The organism is Microbulbifer maximicatervae (SeqCode) (assembly GCF_052467955.1).
Window position 1 is genome coordinate 2,093,502 of record NZ_CP174329.1, and the last position, 20,581, is coordinate 2,114,082.

The following is a 20,581-nucleotide window of genomic DNA, read 5'->3' on the forward strand; positions in this document are numbered from 1 at the left end:
GTGTTTGAGAGGTTTCAATAAAACTCGCCTTGGATAGGAGGCTCGGGCTTAGCCTCCTATCCAGCCTAAACCCTCAAGTCGAGATTTTTGAGGTTAATTGTGCTGCCACTGGCCCTCAGTTATCTGGTCCTGATAGTTAATCCACACCTTGTCATAGCCAGTGGTTTCCTTGGCATTTTTAAGGGCTTGGTTGTCCTGGCTATTGGTGGGGGCGGAAAACACATAGTCATTGCCCAGTGCCTGGCACACCCCGGCACCATAAGAGAATGGGCCTGTGGAGGCGCTGACCAGCCAGCTACCGTCAGCCGTGTTCTTACATGCGAAGCTATATTGGTTGCTGCAGTTGGCATCATTCCAGCGCCCGTTGCCCCACTGCATGGCGCAGTCCTCATTGTTCAAGTTATTTGGCTCATTCTGATCCCATGACCAAATAGCTGCAGCGATGCGGCCATCAGTCGTATTCATATTATCGAGGTTGATTATGTTGTGACCTATAGCAAAGCCATTGCGAACATCATCGGCTGTGATTCGTTCAATACCACCGCTAAAAATTTCCCCTATGGTGCCAATAGTGGTGCTGTCTTCCCACACTCGACCGATTTCCCCTAATCCGGTGAAGGCCATGTTCTTCATGTCACCATTTCCAGAGCAGCCGCTATCTTTCCACACGACGACTTGTTTCCCTGCAGCAAGCACATCATTTTTTGTAAGGCTGCTGGGAATGCTCTGGCAGCCGCCACTGTAGAAAATCTTATCCCCGAATCGATCGGTTATTTGGTTGTAGAGATCTTGATGGCGCCCATCAGAATGGTCCTCAATATATAAAATGATGACTTCGTCCTGGTTGGCACTGTCATTTAGCCAGTCCTTTATTTCGTTAAATCCTTCAGTCGCGTACTTGTCATTGATACTGCAGAGCCCATGGCACAGAAGTAATCTTTTGGGATAGGAAAAAAGGCTCTCCATTTTCGTTGTCCAATGGACATCCAGTTCTATAAAGCGAGCTCCCATGCGCAATTGATCTTTTATGGAATGCTCCTGTTGAGGGTCCAGGTAGCGACATCCCACTGAGAAGTTACAGGCGCGATACACTTCTGAGTTGTAAGAATTGTGTGTCCCCAAAATATTGTTTTCACTCATGGGAGTGTGGTTGTCTATTTGACGCTGTAGATCCAAGGCTGTGCCTGTCCAGCTGTTTTGGAAATCAGAAATGCTATCGGCCCAAAGGGGGGGAGAGGCGAAGGAAAGTACAAATAGAATCGATAGGATCATCTGTCTGATAGTGTGTTTCATTATTTTTCTCCGGACTGAGTAGATACGCTACCTTTGCAGTAGACGCTAGTGAATATTTTTTAATTTTTATTGGTGTGTGGTGCCTTAAGGTACCGTTTTTATTATTTTTGCTTTTTACTACGAATTGGACTTTTTTGTCTATGTGAAGAGGGTTGGTTTCTTGTTGTTTTCTGGTGGCATCATAATTCTATTGATAATGGATGGGTTGTGTAGCTCTCTCAGCAATAAATGCCGATAAATTATTCAGGGTCTTTCCTTGCTTTAATTAACAAGCTGCATAAGGGGAATTATGCGACTAATGAATAAGTGGGTTGTTTTGCTTGGCTCCTTTCCAGCCACCTTTATTTTGGGGTTGGACTACACCATTGTCAGTATTGCGCTGCCGACAATCCAGCAGAGTTTAGGTGCATCCTTTATTCAAACCCAGTGGGTTATGAATATATTTATGTTGATGCTATGTATCCTGATGGCCAGTATGGGGAGATTGGGGGATATTGTGGGCTCCCTGAAGATGCTCAATATTGGATGGGTATTACTTGCAGTTAGCTCCCTTTTCGCGGGGTTGGCTGAGGATCCACTTTGGTTAATTGTCTGGCGGGCCTTTCAAGGTGTCTCCATTGCCATAATCGTGCCGAATAATATTGCTTTGCTGTCCCACACTTTTGTAGAAAAAGAAGCCGGATTTGCAATGGGATGGTGGATGTCGGTATTGGCTGTCGGCTTTGCTCTTGGTCCGGTATTGGGTGGGGTCCTATGTGAGTATTTGTCTTGGAGGTCGATCTTTTTTATTAATATCCCCTTTGTGTTGGTTAGTATGGTGCTTGGTCTTTTTGTGATGCGGAGCCCGCAAAATTTAGATAAAGAAAAAAGTTATATTGACTGGCGTGGAATGATACTTCTTGCGCTTAGTGTGGGTTCGCTAGTGGTGTTAGTAGTTGAAGGGGCGCAAGTGGGTTGGTTGAGCTGGCCGATACTGTTGTTATTGGTTATTTCTATATTGAGTTTTATTGCCCTTTTTCGTGTTGAGCGAAAACTGGAGCAACCGTTGATCCATTTTGCCTATTTTAAGAATTCGCTATTCTCTGCTTGTGTTTTAACCAATTTCAGCTTGTTGATATTTCTCATTTCTGCTTTCTTTTTATTGCCATTTTATTTGCATATTGTGCGTCAGGATACAACGGTAATGTCCGGCTTGATTTTGCTCCCTATTACCTTGGTGATGGCTTTGGTATCTCCTGTGGCGGGCAGAATGGCAGCTAATTCCGCACCTGCGGCTCCAATCTTAATTGGTGTCATATGTATTTTGATTGCGGCAATCGTAATGACACAATTCTCAGTGGATACCAATTTTTCGACGCTTTTGCTGGCTTTTATACCTTTCGGTGTGGCTTGGGGGTTTGTATTTAGTGCGACAGCCCCAATCGCTATTGGCGCTTTGCCGCCTAATAGTGCAGGAATAGCAACCGGAATGTTGTGGGGCATACAAAATATAGGCGCAGCACTTGGTTTGGCTGTGGTGGGTACTGTATTCCGGATAATGGAAAAACAGAGTTTGCTAAATCAATTGCAGGAAAGTGGGGTGCAGATTACCAGTGCACTGGAAAAATATATCGATGCATTGCTGATTAATCCTGAAAGGATAGAGCGTGGCGCAATGGGGGTGTCTGCTGCTCTGCACGGTCGCATCGCTAACATGTTTAATGAGGCTTTTGCTCAGGCTTTTCAGTCGGTGATGTGGGGGTTGGTTGTATTTACTTTTCTTCTTTTTTTGGCTGTGCTTGCTTTATTGAAGATGGCAAAAGAAAAAGGGTAAAGGCTTGCGTAAACTTAAACTAGCCGTAGAACGTCAATTCAACTCATAAAATACTGCTTTTATCCCTTCTTTAGATGAGGGGGCTTACTGCTGGGGTATAAATATAACAGCTCTTTAGTGGGTAACATTTAAAGGCGGCAATGGCAAATAAAGTATGCATGGGTGATGGTGATGAAAAGTAAAAGTTGGCTACTTTTGACTTTCTTTTTAGCAAGGGCGATTGAGGTTAATGCTGAACAGATGGCAAGCTGTAACGATCCTATTTTGGAGGTCGACTTTGATGGTGTGGTAGTGGCGGGCTCTAAAAAAGAACTATCCAGAGTTGCCTTAAGTGGAGTGCCAATGCGAGTAGGGTGGGATTTGGATTTTAATGGAGATAAAAAGTCTGATCTTACACATTGGTCTGACGCGCAGTTTACAACTGTTATGTCTGGAGAAGTGGCAACAAAAGTTCAGTCTGTTCATCGGCAGATTCCTAGAGTTAATGATACAAGGATAGAGCTTTCTTCTGAGTTTGGGCGGTGGCACGGTTTACTAGATAGCCGAGGTATTTTACTAGGGCGTTTTGAGCACTCTAATAGGGTAGATAGCGACCGTGTACATTCAGTTTGGTGTTTCACTACTCCCCCAAAACGAAACTGGGAAGTTGCTTTTCAGAAAGACCATAGTGGAAGGGTTGTTGCTGGAGGGATCTCTAATCTATTGGATGCTATACGCAGAAGGTTAGCAGTACGAATTAGTTGGTTAGGTAGTGTTAATACCGAGACCGAAAAGAGAACAGTTATTGAGGCAGAGCAAGCAATACCTGTTGTTGCCCATATATCTAATGGGGGAGAAATTACTGCGCAGTTGCCTCATCATCTCGGATCAGATGAATTTTCAAAATTAGGTATGGTTCCACCTACTTCAAACAGTGTGGTATGGGGAGCGAAGTTAAGTTCTTCAGGGGAGCTGGATGTAATTTGGTTGGATACTGAAAGCGGGGAGATTAGCCGTCAGCAGACTAATTATATCGATATAACTTGGTTTATAGAAAAGCCTGTTTACTAAGTTTTGGTCGGCAAAAGCCCCTTGGCTCTTTAAGCTAGGGGCTTTTGGGCTGATTAAGACATAGTTTTTAGCGTTTCGCGAATTGGGAAAAGAATATCGCGAGCGAGTTGTTGGCTTCGCGCCGGGGACCATCCTTCGATCAAGTCGGGGAGGTCATCATTGTCTTTAAACGGCATCTCCAATGTTAGAGCCAGGGTGCGGAATTGATGTCCAGCCCAGGCGGTACCAATTGTCAAATTTGCTTCGCCGGGTTTATCCAGCTCATATCCATGCTCCGTTTGGAAGTCGGGGCTGACGGCCTCATAAGCTTGCTTAAATGTCTCTTCCAGCTTGGCGTGGCGTTCGTCATAGCCGGGAATACCTTCACAAGCCGCAACAAAGTTATAGGGCAGGGCTTCATCACCATGAATATCCAGGAAGATATCCCCTCCTAGCTCCAACATTTTCTCCCTGACCAAAAAGACTTCCGGGCTTCGCTCCATTGTGGGGTTGAGCCACTCACGGTTCAGGTTGGCGCCCGCAGCGTTAGTGCGCAGATGCCCGCGAACGCTGCCGTCGGGGTTCATATTGGGTACTACATAAAATACGGTATCTGCCAGCAAGCTTTGCGCAGTAGGATTGGCATGGTCGAGCAAAGTTTCCAGGAAGCCCTCGACAAACCATTCCGCCATGGTCTCTCCTGGGTGTTGGCGGGCAATCATCCAAACACGATGTTTCGCGGTGTCGGCGTTGCCAACCGTGAGCATGGTCATATCGCGCTCATCAAGGGTTTTACCCAGAGTTTGCAGTTTGACCAGGTCGTGGCTCTGCGCCCAAGCGAGCAGGTCCAGGTGGCGTTCCCAGGAGTAGGGGGCAAAATAGGCGAGATAGATGCTGGGTTCATCCAGGGTTACAGTGAAGTCCAGGGTATTGCCGTCGTAGTTGGCGCCAATTCTGAACCAATTTTGACGATCGTAAGAGGCACAGATGCGGTAGTTTTCCCAGCCTTCCGGGTAGGCGGATTTGCCGGCATTAACGATGCGCAAGGGATAGCTGGTGCCAATATCGCCTTCCAGACGAAAGTGAAACCATTGGTAGAAGTCAGAATTGTTGTCCTGACGGATTGCTAGCTCAATTGGATTGCTGTCGGTATTGATAACTTCGATATTGCCGCTGTCAAAGGCGCTGCTGATATACATGTAGAGAGCTCCACTCTTGTTCTTGGGCGCAGGATACAGCGGTAGGGGGAATTTTCCAGGAAGAAAGGTAGGGGATCTCGCCAATTTTGGGTGAGATAGGACGAAACCTCCTTTATTTAGTGAATTAGAAAAGCACGGCATCGATAAGGATACCGTGCTTTAGCCAATCCCTGGCGGCACCTGCTACGACTACTGCTCCCTGAAATTTCCGGTGTCGGACCCCAGGCGACTGCTTACTGCCCGGTCAGATCACAAGTGCGTCACTCCACACTGTCAGAAATTAGTAAATCTCCTTAACATCCCGCAGCAAGTGCTGGTTAAAGTTTAGGCAATCGAGCCTGCTTGATGTTGTACGAACGTTTCGATCGGCGTAAATTTGATGATCTTTTTGTCTCAGGGCTATCTGACGTGAATTTGTACAGATAGAGAATAGGTCCCATGGCATTAGTGGGAATAGAAAGAACAAGTAATAGCTCCGCATAGGGGGCTTTCGTGAGAGGTGACACCATGAATAGAGTGATTAAACGAAGTATCGTGGCATCCGCTGCGCTTGTAACAGTGATGAATCTGAGCGCCTGTGGCTATTTCCTGTACCCGGAGCGCAAAGGGCAGGCGGGTGGGCGAGTTGATCCTGCGGTCGTAATCTTGGACGGCGCAGGCCTGCTATTTGGCTTGCTGCCGGGCATAGTGGCTTTCGCTGTCGATATTACCAATGGCACCATTTATTTGCCGCCAGGGCATAGCTCGGTTTTTGATCGCCATTTAAGCAGTACTGACCAGGGGGCACCTGCGGAGGTTACAGACGAAGAGGGGCAGGTCTGGATCCGACTTCCGGTGGAGGGCGTCGATGAGAATACCCGACTAGAAGTACTCAGTGATCAGTTGTCAGGGATAACAGGGCAGCAAGTAGATGCTGAAGATATTGTTTGGTTACAGGACTCAGCCGAGCTTCGTGCAGTAAGCCGTTTTCAGGCTGCGTCTCGCTAGTTTTTCCCAGCTTTGAGCGCCTCGGGAGTTGAAGGCTCCCGAGCTTAAGCTGTAGAAGAGACCTTTCAGGTGGCTGCGCCAAAGGGGGTAAGCCCCTCGAGGGCCAAGGGGATAACGCTTGCAGCAAGCAACAATCCCATAGCAATGTTAAAGCTTCGCAAGTAGCGTGGTTCAGTCAGGAACCGTTTTAGCCCAACGCCAAAGAATAGCCAAATGGCAACGCAAGGCCCGCCAATGGTGATAAATGCCAGTGCAACCTTAACAACTCCCGACCATATTTCTGTGCCGGGACTGGTGAAAGCAGCCAGTGCTCCAGTGGCCATAATCCAGCCTTTAGGATTGATCCACTGAAAAGCCATCGCCTGAGTAAAGCTCAGGGGTTGGCTTGAATTTCCAGAACCCATTTCCCGGGTCGAACCAATTATCCATGCCAGGTAGAGTAAATAGGCAATGCCTGCCCAGCGAATAACTTCATGCAGAAAAGGGAAGTGATTGAAGACGGTTCCCAGTCCCAAGCCAATGGCAACCACCATGGCGGGAAATCCCAGCCAAATTCCCAGTAGGTGAGGTGTTGAACTGTAGATGCCGTGATTGAGTCCTGAGGACATAATCATCAGGTTATTAGGGCCCGGTGTAATACTGGCTGAGAAAGCAAAAAGGGCGATCGGCAAAAGAGATTCAATCACAGGTGTACCAGAGGAAAAGGCGACTTCATGCTAATATGCGCGCGAATAATGGGTATCACAAGTGAAATTTATAGACAGTCATTGCCACTTTGATTTTGAGGTTTTTTCTCTGGACCGGGACCAGGTGTGGCAAAGATGTCTCAATGCCGGAATAGATAGGGTCATTATCCCCGGCGTTTGCGAGGCTCAGTGGCAGTCGTTGGGCGCTCTGGTATCGGAACAGCCCGGTTGGATGATGGCTGCTGGTGTTCACCCTTGGTGGGTGAAGAAAATCCCGCAAGATTCCCGTTGGCGGGAAAACCTGATGGAGTTGGGAGTACGGCTTAGTGAGAGCCTTGAGAAATACTCATGTGTCGCTGTTGGAGAGTGTGGCTTGGATGCCTCTATCGGCACTGACTTGAATAAGCAGGAAGATATTCTCAAGCTTCATTTGGAGATTGCTAGTATCCATGAACTGCCGATTATTCTGCATGTTCACCGGGCCCACAATGAACTCCTGAGGCTGTTAAAGCAATTCAAGCTCCCGCGGGGAGGTGTGATCCACGCTTTCAGTGGAAGTGAGCAAATGGCGCAAGAGTACTGGAAGCGCGGCTTCTATCTGGGTATCGGTGGAACAATTACTTACCCACGGGCAGCGAAAACCCGACGGGCTGTGTCACGTGCGCCGCTGGAGAGTTTACTGCTTGAGTCGGACGCCCCGGATATGCCTCTTTCAGGTCAGCAGGGTATGCGTAATAGCCCTGAAAACCTTTCTAAAATTGCACAAGCACTGGCTGATTTACGGGGAGTTTCCGTGCGGGAAATCGCCAATGCTACCTGTCGAAATACTGAGAAGTTATTTTCCCTATGAGTTTTTCCGCTGAATCATTCAGGCAGTCATTTCCCCTCTTTGCTCAAGAGGAGAATAAGGAGTTGGTATACCTGGATAATGCTGCAACGACGCAGAAACCAGAGAAAGTGATTAATGCTGTACGCGATTACTATGTGCACAGCAATGCCAATACGCACCGCTCTAGTCACCGTCTAGCCCGTAAGGCTACAGAGATGGTGGAGCGAGTGCGTCGCCAAGCGGCACAATTTGTTAATGCTGCCAGCACAAGGGAAATTGTATTTTGTCGCGGTGCTACTGAGGCACTGAATTTGTTGGCGCACAGCCTGTGCAGTGAGTTGCAGGCTGGGGATGAAATTGTCATCTCAACAGCGGAGCACCATGCAAATATTATCCCTTGGCAGATGGCGGCCAAGCGATTCAATTTGAGTTTACGCTATGTACCCCATGTAGCGGGTGTCCCGGAATTTGATCGCCTGGGAGAAGTGCTGAATGAGCGCACAAGAATTGTATCCCTGACCGGCGGTTCCAACGCACTCGGATTGCGTCCGGACCTGGCTGCAGTGAGGCAATTGCTGCACAGAAAGCACTTGATGTGGATTGTTGATGGCGCCCAGTTGGCAGCCCATGAAGTGATTGATGTGCAGAAAATTGGCTGTGATTTTTTTGTTTCCTCCGCACATAAGTTTTACGGCCCGTCAGGAATTGGTTTCTTATACGGTAGGGAAACACTTTTGGAATCTATGCCACCATGGCTGGGTGGTGGAGAAATGATCTCCGACGTTGAACTTGAAACGAGTCATTATGCAGGCTTGCCGCACAAATTTGAGGCAGGCACTTCTCCGCTGGCGGCAATAGCGGGTCTTGGAGCGGCACTGGAATTTCTTGAGCAGCAAGATAGGGTCGCAATAGCGGCGCATGAGCAGAAATTGGTGCGATGGATACATCGCGAACTGATAGCGTCCCCCAATTTTAGGGTTATCAGCCAAGTGCGCCACAATCTGGGTATTGTCTCTTTTGTGCCTATTCATGGTAGCGCTGCCGATTTAATGCACTGGCTGGACGAGCGCGATATTGCAGTGAGAGTAGGCCATCACTGTGCACAATTGTTAGGTAAAGAGAGCGGTGATTTGGTGACGGTCCGAGCATCAGTCGCAGCCTACAATACCGATAGTGATATTCAGGCTTTTTTGCAGGCCCTGAAAGAGTACTGTGAGATCCAGAAGTCAATTGAACAGGGGGATAGTATTCAGAGTGATGAATGGGCCAGGGATGATTTTTCCTCGTTATTGCTAGAGAGTTTGGTTTCCCAGCGCAACTGGCAGGGACGTTATAGAGAATTAATGCTGTGGAGTAAAACTATTGCCCGAAAGCCCGAGATACGTACCGAAGAAAACCTGGTGCGGGGTTGTGAGTCTGCAGCTTGGTTAGCGCACCGGACAGAGGGTGGTAGGCACTATTTTGGATTGGAAAGCGACAGCCGGGTTGTAAAAGGCCTGGGTGCGTTATTACTTTCACAAATTGATGGCCGCACGGCTACTGAGATTCGAGAGAGAGATCTTTCTCTGTTATTTGCTGAGCTGGGACTCGGTAAGCACTTAAGTGAATCGCGCAGCAATGGTTTTTACGCATTGCTGCAACGTGCTTTGAATCTGGTGGAGCAGACCTCCCATTAACTTAACTGGAGCGGGGTATGGGGGCCTCCACCTCAATAGGCCCGATATTGGAAATAGGCTTTAAACCAAACAGCGGCCGCAAAACTGGATTTCTTCGGATGATAAATTCATATGAAGCCCAGCAGCCAAAAATAGTGATTAATAATACTAGTAAGGGCTCCAGGATGGGCCCCAGGGCGAGTTGCCCTAATTGATACACAGCGATTACGGTAATGGTTTGATGGAGGATATACCAGGGATAAACCGCTTCAGTGGCATAGGGTAACCAGCGGAATTGCTTATTGAGAAATTGATAAGCGCAGGCTAAAACAGCCAGGATCCATACCCATCGATTTGTATAGATAACAATAAAAAGCAGTATTTTTTGGGCGGGCATACTGCTATCAGGTAGTACTCGATCAAATAATAGATATAGGGCGAAAGTGAGGGGCGCTGCAATAACCAAGTGACTGCGCAATCTTGCCAGTATTTCCCAGGGGGCGTTACTGCTGACCAGCAAGTAGCCGCAGAAGAAATAAGTAAAAAATCTGGCATGGGTGTACCAGTCGTCGACGACGGCATAGTTTATCCCACCAAAGCGCGGAAATAGGACCAGGCCGTATACCATCATGGGTACAAGCGGCAGAATTAGCAGTTGCCAAGATTTAATATTCTCCATGAATCGGCCTAGCCATCGTTGGTGTTTAAACCACAGGGCTAGAGGAATAAGGGCCAGGGTGTAGCATGCCAGATAGGGTAGATACCACAGATGGTTCCAGGTCAGGCCAAACTCACTCCCAGCAAAGGCATTCTCTGGCCAGGGGCTGAACGAGAAGTACTTCAGCAGGAATGATAAGTATCCAGGCTCAATAATGCCGTTGCTTAGCGCTTCATAGTAGGCCTGGGGTGGAACCACCACCAGCATTCCAAATGCCAGCGGAATCAATAGCTGTTTCATTCTTCTCAGTAAGTAATCCCCAGTGCCCAGCTTGTGGAAGAGAAAATAGCTGGCTGCACCTGAAATCAGGAACAACAACGGCATCCGCCACTGGTTAACCGCTAGCATTACCAGTTGTAGTGGCTCGCTTTGGTAGCTGCTTTTTACATGCCACCCCCATTCCGCGACATAGGCCATTCCCAGGTGGTAGAGAATAAGTAGGCCAAAGGCTAGTACACGAAGGGCGTCAATATCGTGGCGTCTCTGTGTTATTGAATGCATAGGTTTCGTCGTTCAAGGCTGTTTTAGTCGCTTGCTATGCTCCCGTTAGTAATTGCCATTAGCTATCCGAAAGTGCCGGTTTGTGCGGTATTAGGGGCCAGTGGTGGTTTTTGGGGGTGAATTGGGGGTAGACTGCCGATGAATTTTCATACTGGTTCAGGAGCAATGACGGTTCAGCAGTATTTGATGCACCGGCGACAGTTTGAGGTGGGATTCTGGTTGTTGTTTTTTGTCGGCCAGTGGCTTGTTCAGTTCGCTTTGGCATACTTTGATCACCGCCGCTGGGGTTCTATTTTTCAGCCATGGGAATTTCTGGTGTGGGAGGGAACCAGTATCCTAATGATCGCAATCTTATTTCCGCTGATATTACTTCTTGATCATTATTTTCCCCTGCGCAAGGGGAGAGTTCGGCAGAGCTTGGCCATACATTTATTTTTCACTTTGCCTTGGTCCTTGATCCACGTTTCCGGCATGGTGTTTATGAGGACGGTCATTTACCACCTCAATGATGGTTCCTATAACTTTGGTAACTGGGCTGTAGAATTTTTCTATGAATATCTCAAAGATATTCAAACCTATGCCGCTCTTTTAAGCTCTGTTTATTTGTACCGCTTTTTGTTGGTACGTTTACAGGGTGAGGCGCGCTTACTAGAAGAGCCAGATGAGGGAGATGCTGCTGAGCCAGTAGAAAGGCCAGAGCGTCTTCTGGTGAAAAAGCTGGGAAAAGAATTTCTGGTTAATGTGCAGGATATCGAATGGGTAGAAGCTGCTGGCAACTATGTCAATCTGCACTTGGGCGATAGAATTTACCCCCTGCGGGAGACTATGACCAAGTTACTGGAGCGTTTGGATCCAGGATCATTTGCTCGCATCCACCGCTCATATATTGTGCGCTTGGACTCTATTGCGGAGATTGAACCCCTGGAGAGCGGTGATGCGCGTATTCACTTGGTTGGCGGCCGGCTGATCCCGGTGAGCAGGCGTTACCGCGATCAGCTGAGGGCTCAATTAACCCCGGCTTAGTTTTTTGCCTGGAGAAGTCGCTCGATGGCCCGGTTGGCGGCCAAAAACCCAAAGGTGCCGGTAATCATAGTTGCCGCACCAAAGCCGCCACTGCAGTCTAATTTAACACCGTTCTGCATAGCGCTCTTCTGTTGGCATACTTGCCCATCTGGCTGCGGGTATACCATTGCTTCAGTGGAAAAGATCGCATCGATGCCAAACTGGCGCTTGCGACTCTTCTGGAAGTTGTGAAAGCGGTATAGATGTTGGCGGACTTTTGCCAGCATCGGATCATTAATTGTACGGCCGAGATCGGCGCACTCAATGCGATCGGGGGAGCGCTTACCTCCTGCGGAACCAACCGTTATCAAGCGTATTTTTCGGGCTTTACAGTAAGCGATCAGGGCGGCTTTTACCCGGGCGGAATCTATTGCATCAATCACCACATCGATAGAGTGTATATCGGGGTTGATCAGCGCTGAGAAATTGTCATTAGCGATAAAGTCCTCTTCCGTATGAACTGTAATCTCCGGGTTAATCTGCCTGAGGCGCTCTGCCATCACCTCGACCTTGATATGGCCTACAGTATCGGCGAGTGCGTGGCTCTGACGATTGGTATTGGTGATGCAGACGTCATCCAAGTCGATTAGCGTCAACTGACCAATGCCGCTTCGCGCCAGGGCCTCTGCGGTCCAGCTCCCTACACCACCAATACCGATAACCAATATGTGAGCAGAGGATAAAATTTCGAGGGCCTTATCGCCATACAGGCGAGCAATGCCGCCAAATCGCTGTAAATACTGGTCAGACAAGCTCATCTGGGGTCTCTTCAGGTACATCTTCCAAAAACCGCTGTTTGTCAGCGTCACACGGCAATAGGCAACTCTCCCGTTGACCAAACCAGCGATAGCGGTTGTGGGCAACCAAGTCGTAGAGCCAATCCCTTGCCGGGCGGGGAATGTAGCGCAAAATGGCCAATGAACGCCAGGGTTGGGGTAGGCGGCTGGCAATTCTCAGTGCCGCTTCACTTTTGTAAAAGGATTGGTAAGTGCCACCATGTCGTTCCAGTAAAATCATGGTCTGGTAAGTGTCCAGCGGCAGGTTCAGCTGTTTAAGGAAGTGCTGGCCTGCATTGGACTGCACTCGGCACAGGGTAAAGCGCTGCTCTCTGTCGCGCTTGAGAATTAGCAGGCTCCAGCGATTGCATAGGTGGCAGACGCTATCAAACAGGATGATGTTGTTTGGCAATGACATTGAGAAGGGGGGAACGCCGCGCGGCTGGCGGCGTTTCGTATCATGGGATCAGTGCACGTGACCGTGGTCAACTTCTTCGGCAGTCGCTTCGCGTACAGAAACAACTTCAATTTCGAAGTGCAGCTCAACGCCGGCGAGGGGGTGGTTGCCATTGATAGTGACTTCGTCGCCGTCGATATCGATAATTTCCACTTCAATCGGGTGACCTTCGGTACTCTCTGCACGGAATGCCATGCCTACAGATAACTCTTCAACACCTCCAAAGGCACTGCGCGGCATGGTTTGGATCAGCTCCGGGTTTTGCTCGCCGTAACCGTCTTCTGGTGCGATTACTGCGGTAAATTTATCACCAGGTGCCTTTTCCAGCATCTCGCGCTCAAGACCAGGAATGATATTACCAACCCCTTGCAGATATTTGAGCGGCTCTCCATTGGCTGAGGAGTCAATGACTGTTCCGTCAGCATCTTTCAGGGTGTAGTGGATCTCCACAACTGTGTGGTTGGCAATCTTCATGAATAATCTCTGATATAAAAGAGTATGTGAATGAGCGCTTACCGCTGCGCAATAAAACGGGGGGTAAAGGCTGTGAAGCGCAATTGTATTGACAGGGCGGGCGCGCCGCAACTTGTGCGTGCGCGCCGCTGATAAAGATTAGCAAGCGATTGACAGGTCCTGCTCACAACCGCCATAGAGATTGGTTACGATCGCAACCAGTTGTGTGCTGAAGTCAGGGCGATAGCCCAACTCCAATAGGCGACCCTCGAAATACTCCAGCATTGAATCGAATAGCTCTGGGTTTAACCCCCTGGCTAAAAAACGGGCGCGACTACTGCGGTCTGGTTCCGGTGTAGATGACAACGCATGGCTCAAAAACTGAGCTTGACGACTTAATTGTTTGCGGAAATCACAAGTTTCGTAGGCTGAAAGGTGGTGGCTGAGAGCACCGTAAAATTCACTGACTGTACGGTTGACAAATTTAGCACCACCGACCTGATCCAACAGGCTTTCCATATCTCTCCCCCCGGTGAGCAGTTGGCACTGATTTAAAGTTTATCCGCAGAGCCGAAAAAGTATTTTGGTAACGAGAAGCACAATGTGCATTGGCTCAATGGCGGTACAACATTAATTGGTGACGAGCCTAAGACATATTCTTTCGGTATGCCAACTTGGTTTAAGAAAATTGTCATTCTGTTCGACAGGTTGTCACATATTGAGGGTTTATTTCGCCAAAGAAGAAAATCTATGTTTGCGCAAGTATTTTCTAAGCCTTTACACTTTATTTTTTCTTCTTGGTGTTAGACTGCACGCTTGCACCAAATAATAAATTTCAACCTTTTGAGATAATTTATGGCAAGTATTTTTACTCAGATAATTAATGGCGATTTACCTGGCAATTTTATTTGGAGAGATGAAAAGGTCGTAGCTATTTTGACCATTTCACCCATTAAGGCTGGTCATTGTTTGGTCATCCCTGTTGAGGAAATTAATCATTGGGATGATGTTCCGGAGGAGCTGGCGAGTCATCTAATGCTGGTTGCGCAAAAGGTGGCGAAAGGGCTGAAAGCAACTTACTCACCGAAGCGAGTGGGCGTGATGATCGCTGGGATTGAAGTGCCACATACCCATATCCACCTGATACCCGTAGATGAATTGTCAGACTTTGACTTCTCTAAGCAAAAGCCTGCTTCTTCAGAGCAGTTGGCACATGAGGCGGAAAAGATTCGACAATCCTTAAAGGATCTGGGCTTTAGCGAGGCGGAGTGCGGCTAGGTCGTTAAGATTGATTTTTTAGACTGCATGGTCATATGGTGTCCCCAAAATATTTGTGGGACACTGCATCCAAGTCCCCCGCTTACTGAGTCACATAGGTATGAACTGGTAATAACGATGAGATTCCTCTAATGATGATTTTGAAGAAGACACTCTTTGCCCCGCTGGTAGTAGTCCTCGCCACAGTCGCTGCGTTTTGCACTAATGCCCAGGCAGAAGAAATGGAAACTAAGCGTTTCGATATGGAAGGGTTCACTCAGGTGTCTCTCAAGGGAAGTTCTCACTTGAAGTTGATTCAGGGGGACAGTTTTGAAGTTGTCGCTGTCGGCCCTGTCAGCACAATGCCCTACGTCAAAGTTGAGGTGAAAGGGGAAAGGTTGGAGTTATCCGTTGAGGAAAACACCCAGAACCTTTTTGGATTTGTCACCATATCCCGAGGGCAGGGAGATGAAGTTAACTTCACCGTGACGATGCCTAAAATTGAGGCTCTTAAGGTGACTGGCTCTGGTGAGGCTAGATCTTCAAGTGTTGAGAGTGAAGGCCTAACTTTGGGGGTGACGGGCTCAGGAATGATCAATATCGACAAGGTCGCCGCAGAATCCTTGAAAGCGTATGTTACTGGTTCCGGTGATTTGTTCCTCAACAAGGCATTGACTGTCAAAGGGGAAGTAGCGGTGACAGGCTCTGGCGACATGAAGATAAGTACTATTACCGGTGAGAGTTTACTTGCGGAGATACAAGGTTCCGGCGATATGTTGGTTGGCGGGCGAGTCGCCGATGTGAACGTTCGCCTCATGGGTTCAGGAGATTTTATTGGCCGCAGTCTGCGCGCCGATACTGCCAGCGGTTCAATAATGGGATCGGGTGATATTGTCTTGAAACGGCCGGGAACTGACTCCTTCTCAGTGATGGGGTCGGGAGACGTAGCGCTGGTCGACTAAGTGGCGGCTCCTGAGCCCCCTTGCATCTAAGGCGTTCGGCCAGAGGGCTGTGCGCCTATTTCTTTTTGGGGGTATTCTTGAGCCTCCATCATCCTCTCTATCCCCATTTCTGGAAGTCAGCTTTATATGGAGCCCAAAGTGACAGAGTGTGTGTCGCTGGACCGCGAAGATTCTATGTCTCGCGAGAGTCAATCTCGCCCACATTTAAAAGAAAAGCTACGGCGCTGGAGCCGAGAGGCCCAGGATAAATCCCACTGGGCCGCCGAGCGCTTGTTGGACCGACGCATCTGTATCGGTATCACTGGGCTCAGTGGTGCTGGCAAGTCCACGTTTCTCACCAGTCTGATATACCAACTCTGCAATCCGGAGAAGTCTCAATTACCTGGTTTTGCCCCTGCGCTCAATGGCGATCTGTTGGGGGCAGAGTTGAAGCCAGCGCTGGACTCTGGTTTGGCGCCATTTGACTATCAGACCTGCCTGTCGGCACTGATGGCTGAGCCACCTAGTTGGCCACAGAGTACTAGAGATGCTTCGGCTATGGAGTTACACATCCATTTACGCAGCCGGCGCCGTTTTCGGGGTAATGGTAGAAAGACGTTGGTAGTGGAGTTGCGTGACTACCCCGGGGAATGGTTGATGGACTTGCCGCTATTGCGTATGGATTACGCAGAGTGGTGTCGTCATCAAGCACACCTATTTTCTACAGATGCGCGATCAATGCTGGCCCCCCGGTTGATAGCTCAGCTGGCAGCACTGTCCCCCCAGGCGAATGCTAGTGAAGTAAATTTAGACGAATTATGGGGGGAATACCGAGCTTATCTCCTGAGTTGCCGAACCAAGTTGAATCTCAGTTATTTACAGCCTGGTAGAGCGCTGCTAGACGAGGAGGCGTACTGGGTAGTTCCACTCCTGGATTTGCGTGGTTTAGATGCTGGGCAGTTAGCTGCTTTGTCTGAGAGTAGTGTTTTTAAGGTTTTGCAGGCGCGTTACGAACGCTATGTACAGACGAAGGTAAAACCCTTTGTAGACAGCCATTTTCGACATATCGATCGACAACTAGTACTGGTAGATATGATTGGCACTCTATTTGCTGGTGAACAGTCCCTGGAAGATATGCGTCTGGCATTTGCTCATATTGCCGATACATTCCGCTATGGCGAATCGGGGTTTTTAAGCAAGCTATGGCGCCCAAAGGTTAATCGACTCCTTTTTGCTGCGACTAAAGTCGATCAGGTACTTGCTGCCGACCACGATGCTTTGAGGCAGCTTCTAGGCCAGCAGTTACAACAGACTTTCTCCGATGCCCGTCACCGGGGTTTGCCGGTATTTAGTGAGGCGATTGCCGCGGTTCGCTGCTCTAGAGAGGGGCAGAAGAATGGACGGAGAATGCTGATGGGTTATGACCTCGAAGGGCAGTATTTGGGTTTTGAGAATGCGGAAATTTTTGCCCAGGCGCCCTATGAAGAGCAGGGGTGGAGCCACTATGCGGGAGCTGCACCACCACAGCTGCGGCCTCCAGTGGGAATGCAGGAAGGACATATTCCACATATACGGGTGGATGCTCTTTTGAACCTTCTGTTGGGAGATAAGGTTTGATTAACAGTGATAAAAATACTGAGTACCGTCGCGAAACACGTATCGAGTCGCTAGATGAGCCTGGACAGGAGGTCCCGCACAGAGATGCGACGCGAGTGGAACCGCTTGCGGATGAGTCAGTGGAGATTCCTAGGTCAATAACCACTGGAGAGTCTCTTCCTGATCGGATTGCTTTCTCCGAGTTGCGCCTACCCACTTTCCGGTTTAAGTGGCTAAAGCCAGCAGTGCTCTCTGCGCTTGCAGTAGTGGTGGTCGTGGTCGGATGGGAGTTTTATGGACTTTATCAATGGGCGGTCGATAAACACTGGGGATTGGGACTTTTTGTGGCTGTTTTGATGGCGGGCTTCAGTGCAATCATTGGTAGTTCCGTGTGGGAGTTTTTCCGAGCGGGGCGCCCACTGAACAAGCTTGAAAAAACTCAGGCAATGGCTGCCGAGGCCCGAGACTGCCGCAGTCACCAAGAGGCGCAAGTATTCAGGCGCAATTTGCAGGAGCATTTTGCCGGTAAGCCCCAAGGTGTACTGCTCAATCGAGTTCTAGATGAGGCAGCTGACTATTACGATAGCAGTGAGTTGTTAGAGCATTTAGAGGTTACCTTCTTAAATGCCCTTGACCAAGAGGCTCTAAGGAGAGTCGTGCGCCACTCAACGAGCACTGGTGCACTGGTTGGGCTGAGCCCTTTTGCCAGTATCGATATTCTGGTTGCCCTGAGGCAGTCACTGCGAATGATTGATGATGTGGCGCAGATTTATGGTGTGCAGCCGTCTCTTGTGGTGCGATGGCGCTTGTTCAAGAGGGTTTTGTCTTTGGTCGCCTACACTGGCGCGAGTGAGTATGCGATCAGTGAAATGTGGCCGGAACTTGTTGGCGATAGCATGCTGAGTACAGTATCTGTGCGTTTGGGGCAGGGGGTCGGAGCTAGTCTGTTTGTTGCGCGTATCGGTCTGGCGACAATGCAAAGCTGTCGGCCAATCCCTTTTACTGAAAAGCAGCGCCCTCGCCTGAGATCAGTTATGGCCCGTATTGGGGGTGGCCTTAAAGAGAGGATGCCCGAGTTGTTTTCTATGGTTGGGCTTAGCTCGCGAAAGGAAGCAAGGGTTCGGAAGGCGGGTACCGAGTAGCTACTGGGATCGTAAGTAAATCTCTTGGGCTGACTATTTGATGTAAGGGGGCGAAAATCTGCCCCCTTAGTCAGCAACTTATTGAAACTGTTTTTTCATCAACATGCGGGTGTGATGTCGATCAACCAGCTGGGCCAGGGCTTCATAGCGGCGCTGTATGAAGGGGGCGGGGTTGTTATTTCCCGATTCATCCCGATATTCAACTCCAGACCGGACGTGTTGGAGCTCCTTGGCTAACTCTCTGATGGCGGTGAAGATCTTTTGTGTGTCGTCTTTGCTGTGAAATACTGAGCTTTTTGTGGTGTCTGTCAGGTAATCATCGCACTCGCTCAGCCAGTCCAACCTCTGTTCAAGAAACTGTATTGTATTGCGAATTCCCCCGGTGTATTCGGGGTTGAAGTTATGGTTGATATACTTGTCGAGGCTACGCATGCCCGAGCCGACAAATTGTTCAACCACATCGCCACAGTATTTTTCTGACAGATAGGATGGATGAGACTTTGCGCTGCTTAAATTGCTGATGAGCAGTAGAGAGGTAAGCAATAGGGCGCGCTGCATCACTGCATTTGGGTATTTCATATTATTGCCCATAGGTTTTGCTCTTATTAATGACTGTTATTTTATCCGCCTCAGGTTTTTTTGTTGTGCAATTTCCTCTGGCGGGCTGATATCTGTGACAGCAGTCACATGAATATCCAAAGCGAAGTCAAGTGTCAACGGTTATTAAGTAAGAATTGTCAGCTTGAGATGGTTGTTCACAGAAAACTTATTGTTGAGCTGTTTAAAAATTATTCGAAGCATAGCTGAGTGGGAGTTTATTTTGGCTGAGTATGATTTTGATCTGTTTGTTATTGGTGCCGGCTCTGGTGGCGTGCGTGCAAGTAGGATGGCTGCTGCACAAGGAATGAAGGTCGCTGTGGCTGAAGACCGCTATATGGGGGGGACCTGTGTAAATGTAGGTTGCGTTCCCAAAAAATTATTTGTTTATGCGAGTGGTTATTCCGCAGGCTTTTCTGATGCTCGAGCCTATGGCTGGAATAGTGCGGGAGTTGAGTTTGACTGGCCAACACTGCGGGATAACAACGCAAAAGAAGTTGCTCGACTCAATGGGATTTATCGCAATTTGCTGGATAACTCTGGGGTGGAAACCCTAAATGGCAGAGCCAGCATCAAAGGTCCTCACAGTGTTGTTGTTAACGGCAAAGAAATTACTGCAGAGCGTATTTTGGTGGCGACAGGCGGATGGCCATTTATTCCGAATATTCCGGGACGGGAATTTGCGCTGACTTCCAATGAAGTTTTCTCAATGGAAAACTTTCCCAAGCGAGTTTTGGTTGTTGGTGGGGGTTATATTGCCGTTGAATTTGCAGGCATCTTTGCTGGTCTCGGCGCAAACGTGCACCTCTCTTATCGAAGAGATTTATTCTTGCGAGGATTCGATCGGGATATTCGCACTTTTGTTCGCGATGAGATGCAGAAGAAAAATATTGATTTAAAGTTTAACCACAACGTTGTCTCTATTGAGAAGCTTCAAGATGGCAGCTTGCTCGCTCATGCCGATGATGGTTCCAGTATTAATGTGGATATGGTGCTTTACGCTACTGGGCGCGTAGCAAATGTTGAAGGGTTGGGGCTAGAGGAGCAGGGTGTTGTCTTGCACAAGGATGGCACAATCTCTGTGGACGATAATTTTAGAACTAGTGTGCAGTCAATCTATGCACTGGGAGATGTAACGGGTGAGCCTCAGCTTACTCCTGTTGCCTTGGCGGAGGCTATGGCCTTGGTTAAGCATTGGCGCACGGGAGAGACGGCTGAAATTGACTATAACAACATTCCTACAGCGGTTTTCTGTCAACCGAATATCGGAACTGTGGGGTTGTCTGAAGAAGAGGCACGGGACTCTGGACTCGACGTCACTATTTATAAGTCGGAATTCAGACCAATGCGTCACACTGTGAGTGGGAATACAGAGCGGACATTGATGAAGCTGGTTGTAGATGCGTCCAACGACAAGGTGATTGGCGTGCATATGGTTGGCGATGACGCAGGGGAGATTATTCAGGGGATGGCCGTAGCACTTAAGGCAGGAGCTACCAAAAGCACCTTTGATTCAACGATTGGAATTCACCCCACTGCTGCTGAGGAGTTTGTAACCATGAGAACTCCAGTTGCAGGTTAGGTGCTGTT

The 20,581-nt window shown here is 48.7% G+C and carries 20 protein-coding genes; 11 read left to right on the top strand and 9 right to left on the bottom strand.

Annotated features, from left to right (window positions below; all coding sequences use genetic code 11):
* Positions 1-93 precede the first annotated feature (93 nt).
* Positions 94-1,293 (bottom strand): phosphatidylinositol-specific phospholipase C domain-containing protein, encoded by a 1,200-nt coding sequence (locus ACJJI5_RS09015; protein WP_445356062.1) that lies wholly within the window; start codon positions 1,291-1,293, stop codon positions 94-96.
* Positions 1,294-1,591: 298 nt separating this feature from the next.
* Between ACJJI5_RS09015 and ACJJI5_RS09020 the strand changes: the two genes are divergently transcribed.
* On the top strand, positions 1,592-3,106 hold the full coding sequence (locus ACJJI5_RS09020) for an MFS transporter (RefSeq protein ID WP_445356063.1): 1,515 nt from the start codon (positions 1,592-1,594) through the stop codon (positions 3,104-3,106).
* 171 nt (positions 3,107-3,277) lie between these two features.
* A complete protein-coding gene (locus ACJJI5_RS09025; protein WP_445356064.1) occupies positions 3,278-4,156 on the top strand; it encodes a hypothetical protein in 879 nt (292 codons plus the stop codon).
* A gap of 53 nt (positions 4,157-4,209) precedes the next feature.
* Here ACJJI5_RS09025 and ACJJI5_RS09030 read toward each other — a convergent pair whose 3' ends face one another.
* Positions 4,210-5,334 (bottom strand): M14 family metallopeptidase, encoded by a 1,125-nt coding sequence (locus ACJJI5_RS09030; RefSeq protein ID WP_445356065.1) that lies wholly within the window; start codon positions 5,332-5,334, stop codon positions 4,210-4,212.
* A 507-nt stretch (positions 5,335-5,841) separates the two neighbouring features.
* Here ACJJI5_RS09030 and ACJJI5_RS09035 point away from each other — a divergent pair.
* A complete protein-coding gene (locus ACJJI5_RS09035) occupies positions 5,842-6,321 on the top strand; it encodes a hypothetical protein (RefSeq protein WP_444905786.1) in 480 nt (159 codons plus the stop codon).
* Between the two features lie 65 nt (positions 6,322-6,386).
* Here the strand turns inward: ACJJI5_RS09035 and ACJJI5_RS09040 are convergent, their stop codons facing one another.
* Positions 6,387-7,007 (bottom strand): LysE family translocator, encoded by a 621-nt coding sequence (locus ACJJI5_RS09040; protein ID WP_444905785.1) that lies wholly within the window; start codon positions 7,005-7,007, stop codon positions 6,387-6,389.
* Between the two features lie 61 nt (positions 7,008-7,068).
* On the opposite strand from ACJJI5_RS09040, the gene ACJJI5_RS09045 reads away from it, so the two are divergent.
* Together ACJJI5_RS09045 and ACJJI5_RS09050 are read left to right on the top strand one after the other, a co-directional pair.
* Complete coding sequence (locus ACJJI5_RS09045; RefSeq protein WP_445356066.1) at positions 7,069-7,857, top strand: TatD family hydrolase; 789 nt, start codon at positions 7,069-7,071, stop codon at positions 7,855-7,857.
* Positions 7,854-9,512 carry an aminotransferase class V-fold PLP-dependent enzyme gene (locus ACJJI5_RS09050; protein WP_445356067.1) on the top strand — a complete coding sequence of 553 codons (1,659 nt, stop codon included), beginning with the start codon at positions 7,854-7,856 and terminating at the stop codon, positions 9,510-9,512. The genes ACJJI5_RS09045 and ACJJI5_RS09050 overlap by 4 nt, the downstream gene beginning before the upstream one ends.
* Before the next feature lies 1 nt (position 9,513).
* Here ACJJI5_RS09050 and ACJJI5_RS09055 read toward each other — a convergent pair whose 3' ends face one another.
* Complete coding sequence (locus ACJJI5_RS09055) at positions 9,514-10,710, bottom strand: acyltransferase family protein (RefSeq protein WP_445356068.1); 1,197 nt, start codon at positions 10,708-10,710, stop codon at positions 9,514-9,516.
* Positions 10,711-10,848: 138 nt separating this feature from the next.
* Between ACJJI5_RS09055 and ACJJI5_RS09060 the strand changes: the two genes are divergently transcribed.
* Positions 10,849-11,733 (top strand): LytTR family DNA-binding domain-containing protein, encoded by an 885-nt coding sequence (locus tag ACJJI5_RS09060; RefSeq protein ID WP_444896691.1) that lies wholly within the window; start codon positions 10,849-10,851, stop codon positions 11,731-11,733.
* Here ACJJI5_RS09060 and tcdA read toward each other — a convergent pair.
* The 4 genes from tcdA to ACJJI5_RS09080 form a co-directional block, all read right to left on the bottom strand.
* Positions 11,730-12,530 carry a tRNA cyclic N6-threonylcarbamoyladenosine(37) synthase TcdA gene (gene tcdA, locus ACJJI5_RS09065; protein ID WP_444896692.1) on the bottom strand — a complete coding sequence of 267 codons (801 nt, stop codon included), beginning with the start codon at positions 12,528-12,530 and terminating at the stop codon, positions 11,730-11,732. The genes ACJJI5_RS09060 and tcdA overlap by 4 nt on opposite strands.
* Positions 12,517-12,966, bottom strand: a complete 450-nt coding sequence (locus tag ACJJI5_RS09070) for a thiol-disulfide oxidoreductase DCC family protein (RefSeq protein WP_444896693.1) — start codon at positions 12,964-12,966, stop codon at positions 12,517-12,519. Before ACJJI5_RS09070 ends, tcdA begins: the two co-directional genes overlap by 14 nt.
* A 48-nt stretch (positions 12,967-13,014) precedes the next feature.
* Positions 13,015-13,479 (bottom strand): FKBP-type peptidyl-prolyl cis-trans isomerase, encoded by a 465-nt coding sequence (locus ACJJI5_RS09075; RefSeq protein WP_413665157.1) that lies wholly within the window; start codon positions 13,477-13,479, stop codon positions 13,015-13,017.
* Between the two features lie 138 nt (positions 13,480-13,617).
* Complete coding sequence (locus tag ACJJI5_RS09080; RefSeq protein ID WP_444896694.1) at positions 13,618-13,977, bottom strand: hypothetical protein; 360 nt, start codon at positions 13,975-13,977, stop codon at positions 13,618-13,620.
* 336 nt (positions 13,978-14,313) lie between these two features.
* Here ACJJI5_RS09080 and ACJJI5_RS09085 point away from each other — a divergent pair, with 336 nt between their 5' ends.
* The 4 genes from ACJJI5_RS09085 (at position 14,314) to ACJJI5_RS09100 (ending at position 18,394) form a co-directional block, all read left to right on the top strand.
* Positions 14,314-14,736, top strand: coding sequence for an HIT family protein (locus tag ACJJI5_RS09085; RefSeq protein WP_444896695.1), 423 nt, complete (start codon positions 14,314-14,316; stop codon positions 14,734-14,736).
* 131 nt (positions 14,737-14,867) lie between these two features.
* The gene (locus ACJJI5_RS09090) at positions 14,868-15,677 is read left to right on the top strand and encodes a GIN domain-containing protein (RefSeq protein WP_444896696.1); all 810 of its coding nucleotides are present in this window, start codon (positions 14,868-14,870) and stop codon (positions 15,675-15,677) included.
* A gap of 138 nt (positions 15,678-15,815) precedes the next feature.
* Complete coding sequence (locus ACJJI5_RS09095; RefSeq protein ID WP_444896697.1) at positions 15,816-17,273, top strand: YcjX family protein; 1,458 nt, start codon at positions 15,816-15,818, stop codon at positions 17,271-17,273.
* Positions 17,270-18,394: a TIGR01620 family protein gene (locus tag ACJJI5_RS09100; protein WP_444896698.1), complete on the top strand. Its 1,125-nt coding sequence runs from the start codon at positions 17,270-17,272 to the stop codon at positions 18,392-18,394. The genes ACJJI5_RS09095 and ACJJI5_RS09100 overlap by 4 nt, the downstream gene beginning before the upstream one ends.
* A 78-nt stretch (positions 18,395-18,472) precedes the next feature.
* Here the strand turns inward: ACJJI5_RS09100 and ACJJI5_RS09105 are convergent, their stop codons facing one another.
* The gene (locus ACJJI5_RS09105) at positions 18,473-18,973 is read right to left on the bottom strand and encodes a hypothetical protein (protein WP_413665163.1); all 501 of its coding nucleotides are present in this window, start codon (positions 18,971-18,973) and stop codon (positions 18,473-18,475) included.
* Between the two features lie 241 nt (positions 18,974-19,214).
* On the opposite strand from ACJJI5_RS09105, the gene gorA reads away from it, so the two are divergent.
* Positions 19,215-20,573 (top strand): glutathione-disulfide reductase, encoded by a 1,359-nt coding sequence (gene gorA, locus ACJJI5_RS09110; protein ID WP_413665164.1) that lies wholly within the window; start codon positions 19,215-19,217, stop codon positions 20,571-20,573.
* Positions 20,574-20,581: the final 8 nt, after the last annotated feature.

Bases quoted from the DNA above. Each gene is read 5' to 3' on its own strand.
- ACJJI5_RS09015 (WP_445356062.1), bottom strand. From the start codon at position 1,293: ATGAAACACACTATCAGACAGATGATCCTATCGATTCTATTTGTACTT.
- ACJJI5_RS09020 (WP_445356063.1), top strand. From the start codon at position 1,592: ATGAATAAGTGGGTTGTTTTGCTTGGCTCCTTTCCAGCCACCTTTATT.
- ACJJI5_RS09025 (WP_445356064.1), top strand. From the start codon at position 3,278: ATGAAAAGTAAAAGTTGGCTACTTTTGACTTTCTTTTTAGCAAGGGCG.
- ACJJI5_RS09030 (WP_445356065.1), bottom strand. From the start codon at position 5,334: ATGTATATCAGCAGCGCCTTTGACAGCGGCAATATCGAAGTTATCAAT.
- ACJJI5_RS09035 (WP_444905786.1), top strand. From the start codon at position 5,842: ATGAATAGAGTGATTAAACGAAGTATCGTGGCATCCGCTGCGCTTGTA.
- ACJJI5_RS09050 (WP_445356067.1), top strand. From the start codon at position 7,854: ATGAGTTTTTCCGCTGAATCATTCAGGCAGTCATTTCCCCTCTTTGCT.
- ACJJI5_RS09055 (WP_445356068.1), bottom strand. From the start codon at position 10,710: ATGCATTCAATAACACAGAGACGCCACGATATTGACGCCCTTCGTGTA.
- ACJJI5_RS09060 (WP_444896691.1), top strand. From the start codon at position 10,849: ATGAATTTTCATACTGGTTCAGGAGCAATGACGGTTCAGCAGTATTTG.
- tcdA (WP_444896692.1), bottom strand. From the start codon at position 12,530: ATGAGCTTGTCTGACCAGTATTTACAGCGATTTGGCGGCATTGCTCGC.
- ACJJI5_RS09070 (WP_444896693.1), bottom strand. From the start codon at position 12,966: ATGTCATTGCCAAACAACATCATCCTGTTTGATAGCGTCTGCCACCTA.
- ACJJI5_RS09075 (WP_413665157.1), bottom strand. From the start codon at position 13,479: ATGAAGATTGCCAACCACACAGTTGTGGAGATCCACTACACCCTGAAA.
- ACJJI5_RS09080 (WP_444896694.1), bottom strand. From the start codon at position 13,977: ATGGAAAGCCTGTTGGATCAGGTCGGTGGTGCTAAATTTGTCAACCGT.
- ACJJI5_RS09085 (WP_444896695.1), top strand. From the start codon at position 14,314: ATGGCAAGTATTTTTACTCAGATAATTAATGGCGATTTACCTGGCAAT.
- ACJJI5_RS09090 (WP_444896696.1), top strand. From the start codon at position 14,868: ATGATGATTTTGAAGAAGACACTCTTTGCCCCGCTGGTAGTAGTCCTC.
- ACJJI5_RS09105 (WP_413665163.1), bottom strand. From the start codon at position 18,973: ATGAAATACCCAAATGCAGTGATGCAGCGCGCCCTATTGCTTACCTCT.